Genomic DNA, 12,519 nt, shown 5'->3' on the forward strand with positions numbered 1-12,519 from the left:
CCGAAAAATAGCCCACCGCAATCTTATTACTTTGCGGGGCTTTATATGTCTTTTAGTTTAAATCAGCGTATCCATGCAGTTGAGCAGCGTACGCGAAAAAATCGTACTCACTTGTCATTGAAGTGGTCAGCCTTGGCACTTGCCTTGAGTGCTGCCATTTTGAGTCCATCTATTGCCGCAGAATCTTTACTGGATGCGAATCAGCAGCCTATAAGCAAAGCTGCACAACGCAATTTGAATTTTGAGCAAATCTTGCAGGATGTGAAACAATATCAGGCAGGCACAGGGGTGTGGCAAACACAGCAAGGGATCGCTGAGGCCAATGTGAAACAAGCTGGGTTATGGTCGAATCCAAGTTTTTCAATTCAGCAAACCGACTTTAGGTCAGGTAAAGACAAAGAGCTGGAGTTTGGTGTTTCACAAAAATTGGACATTTTCGGTCAACGTCGTGCTGCGGTGAAGCTTGCCGACGTACAAGCGTCTCAGGTCGGTCTCAATCAAGAGCTATATAATGCGCAACTTGAGTTGGCGGTGAAATATCTGTGGTCGCAAGTCGTGGTGCTAGAGTTAGAACATGATGTGGTCCAGGCGCAATTAAAAACCAGTCAGGCGACCTTAGATGCAACGCGCTTAAGACTTAAAGCTGGCAGTATTGCACAGGTCGATTTAGACCGTACTTTGATGGCGCATATTGAAAACCAGCGTTTATTCCAGCAGACCGAGCTGGCTCTAGCCACTGCAAAGCGTCAATTGGCAAATCTGTGGGGCAGTACCGATAATCGCTTCTCTACCCAAGCGAGCAATGTCTGGCCACAACAAAAAGATTTGCAAGATTATTTGCAGAACAACTTATTTGAGCGTGCTATTCAACTCGATATCGTACGTCAAAAAGCCAATATCGATTATTTAAAAGTATCCAACCGACCAAATCCAACCGTCAATTTAGGTATGGTGCAAAGTAAAAGTGCAGAAACAAATTCGACGGATAACAAGTTCCGAGTGGGCATCGATATCCCTTTGAATATTTTTAATCGTCAGCAGTATTCATTGCGAATTGCCAATGCCAAACAAGATTTACTGGTCAAACAACAACAGTTTTATAAACAGCAAAACTTAAATGCCATTCAGACTTTAACTGCAGAGTTGGCAGGATTGAAACAACAATTCGATTTAGTCAATCAACGACAAATTCCATTGTCTGAAACGGTACAAGAGAAAATGCTGCTCGGTTTTAAAGTTGGTAAATATGCCATTACCGATGTCCAGCAAGCCACTATGCAATTGCAAGATCAACGTTTAAATAAAGTGCAGTTACTTAAGAGTGCATGGCAAAAGCAAATTGATGCAGAGAGTTTAGCACTGGGAATAGAGCCGAGTATGGTGAGTTCAAGTGACGCTTTAAATCAGATTAATCAAACCCTTTGGAAAGATACCAATAGCCTTCCCGCTGTAGTAGGAGCAGAGTAATGTCGACAAATAAATCTAAAAAGCAGTGGTTTTGGGTCATTCTGGTTGTTGCGGTTGGCTTAGTCCTCAGCGCGTTATTATTTTTCACTGGCAAGAATAAAGCCAGTGGTGATGCTGCTGCAGCGGATAGCCATGCTGAAGGTGAGGAAGGGCATGCTGAAGGTGAAGCTGGGCATGCTGAGGAAAGTGAGGAAGGCAGTTTAAATCTAAGCCCAAAACAGATGACTGAATATGGGGTTAAACTGGCTCAGGTTGGGGTGGGCGAAGTCGGACAGCAATTTGCATATCCAGCCAAATTGGTCACCAATACCGACCAGCAAGCGCATGTTTCAGCGACTTTTGCCGGACGTGTGGAAAGTGTCAATGCAGTACTCGGTCAGCAAGTCAAGAAAGGGCAAGTCTTAGCCACTCTATTTATTCCTGATTTGGTGGACCAGCAAGCCAATTTAAGTATTGCACAAGAGGCTTTAACGCTTGCACAGCAAGATTATCAACGTGAAAAACAACTTTGGGAACAAGGGGTTTCTGCACGTCAGGATTATCAACGTGCCTATAATGCCTATCGTCAGGCACAGATTCAGGTACAAGCTGCACGTAGCCGCTTATCTGCCTTGGGTGCATCCAGTGGCAGTCAGGGTCGCTATGTCTTGACCGCACCTTTAAGTGGTGTGGTGAGTCTGAAAGATATTGTGGTGGGTGAACAAATTACCGCCGATAAGCAGTTATTTGTGATTGATCAGCTGGACCAACTCTGGATTGAGTTTATTTTACCAAGTGTGAATAACATCAATGTCCAACCAGATCAGCAGATCGAGTTTAAGTCGCTGCAAACCAATAATAGCTTTAAAGCACAAATTCAGACTTTGACTACTGCGGCAGATACCCAGACAGGTCGTTTGCAGGTGCGTGCCAAAGTGTTAACCCCAGCCAAAGAATTACGCCCTAATCTGATGGTGAACGTGTTGTTAGATGGCACGGACAAGAAGCCTGTACTTCGTGTTGCCAAAGCAGCGATTCAGCAGATTGAAGGCAAAGCGACGGTTTTTGTTGCTAAGCAAGAGAAAGACCAGATGCATTTCACCCCAACCCCAGTACAACTGGGTAATTATTCAAGTGATGGACAGTGGGTGGAAATCCAATCGGGTCTGACTGAAAAGCAACAATATGTCAGTCAAGGCAGTTTCCTTTTGAAATCTGAGATCGAGAAGGGAGAGGCTGAGCATGGACATTAAAGATAAGTTACAGCTTCCTCCCGCGGAAGGCTTGTTTGATCGGATTATTCAGTTTTCAATCCGTAATGCGATTTGGGTCATGCTGTTTGTGGTGGCGTGGATTGGGGTCGGTATCTATAGTTACCAAAAACTGTCGATTGATGCCGTGCCTGACATTACTAACGTACAGGTACAAATTAACAGCCAAGCAGGTGGATTCACTGCCCCTGAGGTTGAACAGCGAATTACTTATCCAATTGAAAATGCCATGTCGGGTATTCCTAATTTGGAACAAACCCGTTCGATCTCCCGTTACGGCTTATCCCAAGTCACGGTGATCTTTAAAGATGGTACTGATATCTATTGGGCACGTCAGCTGATTAACCAGCGCTTACAGGAAGCCAAAAGTGCTTTGCCTGATGATATTGATCCGCAGATGTCACCGATTTCAACGGGTCTAGGGGAGATCTATCAATGGGTGATCAAGGCTGAACCGAATGCCAAAAAGGCCGATGGTACACCTTATCAGGCCATGAACCTACGTGAAATTCAGGACTGGATTGTTCGTCCTCAATTACAACGTGTGCCAGGTGTTGCTGAAATCAATACCATTGGGGGATATAACAAGACCTATGTGGTTTCTCCTGATCTAAAACGTTTACAGCAACTGCAAATTCCTTTAACCGATTTACAAACCGTACTCACTGAAAATAATGAAAACCGTGGTGCTGGTTTTATTGAAGAAAATGGGCAGCAGCTTACGGTACGTATTCCAGGCATGTTGAAAACCGTACAGGACATCGAGAATGTTACGGTTAGTACCAAGAATGGTTTACCAATCCGTGTTGCCGATGTTGCAACAGTTTCGATTGGACATGATTTGAGAACCGGTGGTGCTACCTATAACGGTGAAGAAACCGTACTGGGTATCGCGATGATGATGATGGGTGAGAACAGTAAATCCATCGCTCAAGCGCTAGACAGCAAAATGCAGGAAATCAAACGTTCATTGCCTGAAGGGGTGGTGGTCGAAACGGTGTATAACCGTAGTAATTTGGTTGATAAAGCCATTAAAACGGTGGCGAAGAATCTGATTGAAGGCGCAATTCTGGTCATCGTGATTCTGTTTGTGTTCTTAGGAAACTTCCGTGCGGCATTGATTACCGCCTGTATTATTCCCTTATCTATGCTGTTTACCCTGACAGGGATGGCGGAGCAGAAAATCAGTGCCAACCTGATGAGTTTAGGCGCATTGGACTTCGGGATTATTGTCGATGGTGCAGTGGTGATTGTCGAAAACTGTATTCGACGGTTGGCAGAAGCACAACACCATAAAGGTCGACTCCTGACCCGTTCAGAACGTTTTACCGAAGTCTTCTTAGCGGCAAAACAGGCACGACGTCCGCTGATCTTTGGCCAAATCATCATCATGGTGGTGTATTTACCGATTTTTGCACTGGCAGGTGTAGAAGCGAAAATGTTCCACCCAATGGCAATGACAGTAGTGTTGGCATTGATTGGTGCGATTATTTTATCCGTTACCTTTGTTCCTGCTGCCGTGGCTTTATTTGTTACCGGTGAAGTCAAAGAGAAAGAAAGTCGCTGGATGGCGGCATTAAAAAGCGGTTATGAAGGCTTGCTAGATAAAGCTTATGCATTACGTTATGTTGTGGTCGCTGGTGCATTTACGATTTTAGTCTTAACCGCTGCGATTGGCTCGCGTGTCGGCAGTGAGTTTGCACCACAACTGAGTGAAGGTGACTTTGCTTTACAGTTGATGCGTGCACCAAGTACTGGAATTGAAGAGTCGCTGAAAATTCAGGAAAGTGTTGAGAAACAATTATTAGCCGAGTTCCCTGAAATCAAAGCAATCTTTGCCCGTACAGGTACCGCAGAGGTGGCAACGGATGTGATGCCACCGAATATTTCAGATGCTGTGGTGTTATTAAAGCCACGCAATCAATGGCCAGATAAGTCGGAAACCATCGATGATCTTCGGACTCGAATGCTGGCCTATGTGGAGAAAATCCCAGGTAACAACAGTGAGTTTTCACAACCAATTGAACTACGTTTCAATGAGTTGATTTCAGGTGTACGTAGTGATATCGGAGTCAAGGTCTTTGGTGACGATATGCAGGTATTGAACCAAGAGGCTGAAAAAGTTGCCCAAACGCTGAGAACTATCACGGGCGCAAGCGAAGTCAAAGTTGAGCAGACAGATGGCTTACCCTTACTCAATGTCGATATCGATCATGCGTTGGCTGCACAATATGGTTTATCAGTGAAATCAATTCAGGACTTGGTCGCTGCCAGTATTGGTGGACAGAGTGTTGGACAGATTTTACAGGGCGACCGTCGTTTTGATTTTGTGGTGCGTTTGGATGATGTGATGCGGACACCTCAGCAATTGGCGATGTTACCGATTCAACTGCCGAATGGTGGTTTAATCAAATTGCAAGATGTAGCTAAAGTTGAAAACATCTTAGGTTTGGCACAGCTTAGTCGTGAGAACGGTAAGCGCCGTGTTGTGGTCACCACTAATGTACGAGACCGTGATTTGGGATCTTTCGTGGGTGAAATGCAACAGAAACTTGCACAGCAAAAATTACCAAGTGGTTATTGGCTCGGTTATGGCGGTCAGTTTGAAAATCTTGCCTCTGCAAAAGCCAGAATGCAAATTGTGGTGCCATTGGCATTACTGATGATTTTTATTCTGCTGATGGCAGTGTTCAATAACTTTAAAGAGAGTTTGCTCGTGTTTAGTGGCGTGCCGTTTGCCTTGTCAGGTGGTTTAGTTGCACTGTGGCTACGCGATATTCCATTGTCGATGTCGGCAGGTGTCGGTTTTATTGCGCTCTCTGGTGTCGCAGTGCTGAATGGTTTGGTGATGTTGAGCTTTATCAAAGAGCTGCGAGAGCAATATGATGTTCATTATGCCACATGGCATGGTGCGGTATTACGTTTACGTCCCGTGTTAATGACGGCTTTTGTTGCATCACTCGGCTTTATTCCAATGGCGATTGCCACAGGTACAGGTGCAGAAGTTCAGCGTCCGCTGGCAACCGTGGTGATTGGTGGGATTATTTCATCCACCTTGCTGACTTTGTTGATCTTGCCTGTGGTGTACCGTTGGATGAATGAAGCCAAACAGAGCAAAGGTCAGGAAAGTGCAATTTAATCTGTTTATGCTATCTTCTTAATGAAACACTTTATGAAGAAGAATCTGAACCAGCCAAAGCAATTTTCGCTTTGGCTGACTTTAAGGCTGCAACAGGTCTTATTTAATTATGATAAGGAGTCCAACATGGGTGGACATCAAGGGCATGATCATAGTCATGCAGCGGTCACTGAAGGTAATATCAAAAAACTCACTATTGCGCTGATACTGACTTCAACCTTCTTAGTGGTTGAGGTGGTCGCGGGTTTAATCACCCAGAGTTTGGCGTTACTGTCTGATGCAGCACATATGTTTACCGATGCTGCTGCATTGGCAATTGCTTTAGTGGCGATTAAAATTGCTAAACGTCCTGCAGATAATAAACGTACTTTTGGCTATCAGCGTTTTGAAATTCTGGCAGCCTTATTTAATGCCTCGATGCTGTTTTTTGTAGCAATGTACATTCTGTACGAAGCCTACCAACGTTTCACTCAGCCACCTGAAATTCAGAGTGTTGGCATGCTGATTGTGGCAACAATAGGTCTGATTATTAATTTAATTTCCATGAAATTGTTAATGTCCAGTGCAGCTGAAAGCCTGAATATGAAAGGCGCATATTTAGAAGTGTTAAGTGATGCACTCGGTTCGGTGGCAGTCATCGTGGGTGCAGTGGTGATCTATTTCACTAATTGGTATTGGGTCGATACCATTCTTGCAGTTGCGATTGGTTTCTGGGTATTGCCAAGAACATGGATTCTACTTAAGCAGAGTATCAATATCTTGTTGGAAGGCGTTCCAGAAGAGGTCGATATTGAAAAGCTGCGCAATGATCTACTGGCATTGGATGGTGTTGAGAGTATCCATCAATTAAAGGTTTGGGCGATTACCTCCAAGAATATTCATTTGACTGTGCATCTATTTGCACCAAGAGCTGATCGTAATCAATTACATCGTGCTGCGATTGAGATGTTATCGCATGAGCACGGGATTGCTGAGGTGACCTTGCAAATTGAAGATGATGAAGAAATGAATTGTCAGCATACCCATCAGCATGATGAAAAAACTGAACAAGATCCTTCACATCAGCATTAAGCTGATGTGAATATCCATTTTATTTTTTGTATTAGTTCTGCCATTCATTGTTGCAGTCACGGCATTTCCAATGCTTTTGTGCTTGCATAAAGGCTTGCATTGAAATTTTAAAATCAGGTAGATCACGCCAGAATAAAACACCTGCAATCACACAGATCGCAAAAACGACGATGGTCGCAATTTGCAGACCTTGGCCAGCACCATTGCCAAAAATCCACATCGCAACGCTAATCAAAACCAAGATTAATAAAATAAAAATGGCAGGAACCAGCAACACTAAACTTTTTGGCACATTCGGACGAGGGCTATTGGCACCCTGACTGGCAGGTATAATTTTCACGCTTTGGCATTTAGGGCAGCGGTATTGCATAGAGGATTCCTATTCTGTTTTGCCCATTTTAGCGAAAATTATGAAAAAGCAAAAATCTTGAGCGATTCAAATACATAAATTTACTTATTTTTGTTCTTACATTGGTGGCTGAAGCTAGTGCTTTTGCTAGAGCTAACCACTGCTATGCAGCTCGTCTAAAGCTATTCGTAAAAGCTGAAGCAGTCTGCTAATTTGCAAGATGAGCTGGCTCAGTAATGCGAAAGGAAACGCATGTTACCCACCAAGATTCTTAAATTGCGTTTATCACGTATTCAGAAAGGCAAAGAACACCTGTCAACGCAAGACAAGTTGATGCTGGTGACAATGCAAAGTCCTGATCTGAGTGCGAATTTCTTGCTGCGTTTATTTAAAGTTTCTTTACCGAAGCAGTGGAAATTCAGGCATGAGAACGATGAAGATATTGTTTATTCAATACAGTTAATTCGGTTGATTGAAGAGGAGCTGCTTGGTGCTTATGAATTTCATGCACGTAAATATGCTTGGTATGAACAATGCTTAATGTATCGCCTGAATTTCATTGAGACTCAGCCGAATCAGCAGCAAATCAATTGCTACCTACGTCAACTTGATCGCTGTCTAGATCAACAACCGAAAATTGATTTATTAAAGTATTTCCAACAGCATTATCCAACTGCTCAGCACGCCATTGCCTTAGCCAAAGCCTATGCTGGTGCTGCACAATATGACCAAGCAATTAAATACTATGAATGGGCGGCACAACAATCGCAGCAGCGTAATGAAACTGCCTTTTATGCTTATATCGATTGTCTATTGAGTCGCAATCAACCTGAATATCAGCCACAGTTGAGTGATATCGAATATGCCATTCATTTGTTGATACAGTATGAGAAGCCGATAGACCCGAAAAATTATAATAAAACATTGTTAGGTGCAGTCAGCTTGTTACTACCAGAGTCTATTCTGCAAACGCGAAGCATAGAGAGCAATATTCTGGCAGATGTGGGACGTGGCTTGAATTCACTGGGGAAATCTTTAAATGGAATTTTTGGTGGTAAAGAGTCACATATTCCTTTTAGTCAGGAAGTGATTGCAACAGCACCACAGCTTTTAACAGCGCAAAGAGTGCTTACAAGCTTGGTTCAACAGAACACAATGCAAGCCGCATGGCAGCGCCTTTTGGAGCAAGATCCGACCCGTACAGGGCAAGCCGACCTGACGCTTAGCTGTTTATGGCAAGCGATCCAACAGAATGCAGAAATTTTGTGCTTGTTACAGCAACCTGTTCAATATGAGGAATTGCTTACTCAACTGACTCAGATTGAATCGAAATCAGAGCGCGATTTTGATCAGGTTCATATTCAAATGATTTTAGAACAAGGACTGCTGGTGTATTTAGGTGATATCCGTTTGAATAAACAGCATCCTGAGCGGAACGCACTTTATGCACAACGTGATGTGATTGTTCGAGACATGATTGCTTTTGCCATCTGGTTTAATCAGCAGGTTTTAGACCCTTATCTGCAGCAGCAAAGCCATCAGTTTGAGCAAGTGCAAAATGGATTACGATTATTGGATACATCAGCCTTAAACACTGGATTATTTGCTCTGCAGTTTGAAATGCAAAAACGAGTGCAGGATTTGTCTAAGTGGATGAAGCTAAAACTGGAAAAAGGCAATCAGTTTGATCAGGTGCAAGCGGCTTGGGTTGCGTTACGTGAATTACCAAATTTTGATAATGGGCAGGAGAAAGTACAGCGACTTGAGTCTGCATTAGAGCAGTACAAAACGCTATGTTTGAGTCAGATTCACGTAGCAGCAACCGACAGTGAACACCAAGCAATACAAGCAGATGAGTGATAGATTTTTTTGCAAAAATGAGTTGAATTGTTGGAATAAATAATTTGAAGCTGTGCAACAAAAATACGCAAATTGCTGTGCAGGGCGTGCTAATCTACAGAAAAACATCTAATAAGTTCAGAAAGCAGATCGACGCTCATAACAAATGAGCCAGTAGCAAAGGGAAGAGGGAGAGCATCTTGAATCGACAAGATGATAAAAAGGCGATGTTCGATATTATGCCAGCAGATGTGTCTTCATCTGAGGATAAACCATCATTATCACGTCGACTGATCAATAAAACATTGCAACATGCACAAGATGCGGTTGAATTTGCCAGCGATACTTCTCGTAACATTGCAGGTGTGGCAGATGCGGCCCTAGACGCCTTAGATCATGTCACACACCAGACTAAACGTAGCGTTGAAGGGGTACGTAATACGGTACGCGATATGGTGTCAGAAACCAGTGAGGTCGCGCGTCAAGTTGCTTTGGCAATGGCAAGAACATCTTTGGGGAAAAGCAGTCTGACCTTGTATCTACCAGAGATGTTGCTGAATAATCAAATTCGCAAAAGAATGGATCGTAGCGAAATTGATGATATTAAAATTGAGTGTGGTAATGACCGCTTCCATATCGAATTGGATGGGCACTATCGTCGTTTTCTGTATCGACTTTCCCTCGAATTTAATGTCTTAGAGTGTCGTATTGGGCAAGAAAAGTATCTACGACTGCGTCAGGTCGATGAACATCTTGATTTGCAAATTCGCCATGGTGGTACTTTAACCAATTGGGCAGCACGTCGCGTTGGAAATGTCAGTTTTGAATTAATTAATTCTTTACCGATCCCATTCCTGATCAATCATTTGATTCGTGATGTACCTGGAATTCAAAAAGAAGGGCATCGCTTGTGGTATATCGATCTTGAAGAAGCTGGTTTTATTGATTTCATTAATAACCGTTCGTGGATGGTGGATAAGCTCTTAAGTCTAACTGATTTTAGTATTTTACCAGGTTTGAATATCTTGCAGGAAAGTCGTGAATTGGTCCAACAGTTGGTTGATCAATTTGAGATTCGTGGTCTACGTGTGCAATCTGGACGTTTAGAAGTTCAGGTCGGTATTGGTAGCGAATAAGCAATAAAAAAGCCACTGTCAATGCAGTGGCTTTTTCAGAATTTGGCGTCCCTACGGGGATTCGAACCCCGGTTACCGCCGTGAAAGGGCGATGTCCTAGGCCTCTAGACGATAGGGACATATCTGAGGAAATTTACCTGAGCGTCGTATGTAAAACATACTGATCGCTAGGCCTAAATTCTTGGCAAAGATAATTATAACCTTTGCTTTTCCTCGAATTTAGTGGCGTCCCTACGGGGATTCGAACCCCGGTTACCGCCGTGAAAGGGCGATGTCCTAGGCCTCTAGACGATAGGGACGTTTCAGAGGTGGGCGTATATTAGGGCGAATTAGATAGGGTGTCAAACACTTTTCTGAATAAAATCTAAAAAAAGTGGATAAGTGTCTAAAAATAAAACATGTTGTAGAATAAACAATCAAAAATAAGCAGTTAAGCTGAAAAAACTAAAACAAAACGATATTTTTATAGATATAAAAAATGCAGCTTAAGCTGCATTTTTTATGGGGTTTATTTATTTGCGATTACGGTAAAAAATGTAATGGCTCAAATAACATGCAGCAATAAACAGCAAACAACCGATAAAGCCGGCTTGCATCTCAGGATCTGCTGCCATACTTAACCCTGTAATAAAACAGAAGATAAAGCCTAAGATGGGCACGATAGGGTAAAGCGGTGCAGCAAATTTTAAATCTTTTGCGGTATGACCAGCTTTGTACCATTGGCGTCTAAAGTTAAATTGACTCCAGCAAATACTCATCCACACAATGACCATGGTGAATGCTGCAACACCCAATAAATTCTTAAAAATCGTTTCAGGGGCAAAGTGTTCTGATAACAGACCCGGAATCGCACCAAACATGGTGACGACAAGCGCAATGATCGGTGTGCCACTTTTTGATAAGCGAGAGAATACACTCGGTAACTGACGCTGATCGGATAAAGACCACATCATACGTGATGCAGCATAGAGACCTGAGTTTGCAGCAGAAAGTAATGCTGTAATGATTACGAAACGGATAATGTCGTCGGCATACGGAATACCAATGTAGTTAAATACCGTCACGAAAGGACTGCTACTCACCCCTTCACCACCTAAGCCCGCGACTTGGAATGGTAATAGCGCGCTGATCACAATGATCGTACCGACAAAGAAAATCAATAAACGCCAGATCGCGGCATTGATTGCCTTTGGAACATTCTCAGCAGGGTCTTTGGTTTCACCTGCCGCAACACCAATTAACTCTGTACCTGAAAAGGCAAAATTTACAATCAACATGGTGGTAAAGATCGGAATAAGCCCTTGCGGGAACCAACCATGAGCAGTTAAGTTGTGGAATAACGGTGCCGATTCATAGCCATTGAATGAGATCAAACCAAAAATTGCCAACAAGCCTAAAATGATGAAGGCAATTACAGTCACAACTTTAACCAGTGCGAGCCAAAATTCTGATTCGGCAAACATTCGGGTTGAGGTGAGATTTAGCCCCAAAATGGTGACAGCAAAGATGATGGTCCAAATCCACATGGAAATGTGTGGAAACCATTCCTGCATCAGCAAGGCGGCAGCGGTAAATTCTGTACCTAAAGTTGCGGTCCACGTCAGCCAGTAAACCCAAGAAATCATGTAACCTGTGCCTGGACCAATATATTTTTGAGCGTATGCACCAAAAGATCCAGCAACAGGCATGTGTACTGCAAGCTCACCTAAGCAGAGCATGACCATATAAGCAATTAAACCACCTAAAACATAGGCAATAATTGCACCCACAGGACCGGTTTGAGCGATAACTTCGCCAGAACCTAAAAACAAGCCAGTACCAATTGCGCCACCTAAAGAAAGCATGACTAAATGGCGAGTGCTCATGGCACGTTTTAGCGTTGTAGGTTCTGAGTTCGCATTTGAGTTGGAAGATTGCATACGACAATTTGTCCAAGCATAGAGAAGCGGCTATTTTATGGAAAATTCGAAAATGTGCAATCTGCTTGAGAAAGATTATTAGAAAAATATAATTATTATATTTGAGAATATGGCGTCCCTACGGGGATTCGAACCCCGGTTACCGCCGTGAAAGGGCGATGTCCTAGGCCTCTAGACGATAGGGACAGATGAGGCAACACATAAATGGGTTAAAGTCTAGCTGTCATCTCGGAAAAGCATTGCAATTTCGAGAATCTGGTGGAGCCAAGCAGGATCGAACTGCTGACCTCTACAATGCCATTGTAGCGCTCTACCAACTGAGCTATGACCCCAGAATGTGTGAGCGCAA

At 43.3% G+C, this 12,519-nt stretch carries 8 protein-coding genes and 4 tRNA genes; 6 read left to right on the forward strand and 6 right to left on the reverse strand.

What is annotated here, in order from left to right:
- Positions 1-45 precede the first annotated feature (45 nt).
- From F3J02_RS08545 to F3J02_RS08560, 4 genes are all read left to right on the forward strand, one after another.
- Positions 46-1,467 (forward strand): TolC family protein, encoded by a 1,422-nt coding sequence (locus F3J02_RS08545; protein ID WP_167248588.1) that lies wholly within the window; start codon positions 46-48, stop codon positions 1,465-1,467.
- Positions 1,467-2,699, forward strand: coding sequence for an efflux RND transporter periplasmic adaptor subunit (locus tag F3J02_RS08550; protein ID WP_167248589.1), 1,233 nt, complete (start codon positions 1,467-1,469; stop codon positions 2,697-2,699). The genes F3J02_RS08545 and F3J02_RS08550 overlap by 1 nt, the downstream gene beginning before the upstream one ends.
- Positions 2,689-5,856 carry an efflux RND transporter permease subunit gene (locus F3J02_RS08555; RefSeq protein WP_167248590.1) on the forward strand — a complete coding sequence of 1,056 codons (3,168 nt, stop codon included), beginning with the start codon at positions 2,689-2,691 and terminating at the stop codon, positions 5,854-5,856. Before F3J02_RS08550 ends, F3J02_RS08555 begins: the two co-directional genes overlap by 11 nt.
- Before the next feature lie 126 nt (positions 5,857-5,982).
- Positions 5,983-6,927: a cation diffusion facilitator family transporter gene (locus F3J02_RS08560; protein ID WP_167248810.1), complete on the forward strand. Its 945-nt coding sequence runs from the start codon at positions 5,983-5,985 to the stop codon at positions 6,925-6,927.
- A gap of 31 nt (positions 6,928-6,958) precedes the next feature.
- Here F3J02_RS08560 and F3J02_RS08565 read toward each other — a convergent pair whose 3' ends face one another.
- Entirely contained in the window at positions 6,959-7,297 is a 339-nt protein-coding gene (locus F3J02_RS08565) for a hypothetical protein (RefSeq protein ID WP_167248591.1), read from the reverse strand.
- A 231-nt stretch (positions 7,298-7,528) separates the two neighbouring features.
- Here F3J02_RS08565 and F3J02_RS08570 point away from each other — a divergent pair, with 231 nt between their 5' ends.
- Positions 7,529-9,136, forward strand: coding sequence for a hypothetical protein (locus F3J02_RS08570; RefSeq protein WP_167248592.1), 1,608 nt, complete (start codon positions 7,529-7,531; stop codon positions 9,134-9,136).
- 179 nt (positions 9,137-9,315) lie between these two features.
- Positions 9,316-10,251, forward strand: a complete 936-nt coding sequence (locus tag F3J02_RS08575; protein ID WP_167248593.1) for a hypothetical protein — start codon at positions 9,316-9,318, stop codon at positions 10,249-10,251.
- Between the two features lie 43 nt (positions 10,252-10,294).
- On the opposite strand, the gene F3J02_RS08580 is transcribed toward F3J02_RS08575, so the two are convergent.
- The 5 genes from F3J02_RS08580 to F3J02_RS08600 form a co-directional block, all read right to left on the reverse strand.
- Positions 10,295-10,370, reverse strand: a tRNA-Glu gene (locus tag F3J02_RS08580).
- Positions 10,371-10,474: 104 nt separating this feature from the next.
- Positions 10,475-10,550, reverse strand: a tRNA-Glu gene (locus F3J02_RS08585).
- A gap of 213 nt (positions 10,551-10,763) precedes the next feature.
- A complete protein-coding gene (locus tag F3J02_RS08590) occupies positions 10,764-12,170 on the reverse strand; it encodes an amino acid permease (protein ID WP_167248594.1) in 1,407 nt (468 codons plus the stop codon).
- A 110-nt stretch (positions 12,171-12,280) separates the two neighbouring features.
- Positions 12,281-12,356 (reverse strand) — tRNA-Glu (locus F3J02_RS08595).
- Between the two features lie 70 nt (positions 12,357-12,426).
- Positions 12,427-12,502, reverse strand: a tRNA-Ala gene (locus F3J02_RS08600).
- Positions 12,503-12,519 lie beyond the last annotated feature (17 nt).

This window comes from Acinetobacter sp. Tr-809 (genome assembly GCF_011753255.1).
GTDB lineage: Bacteria > Pseudomonadota > Gammaproteobacteria > Pseudomonadales > Moraxellaceae > Acinetobacter.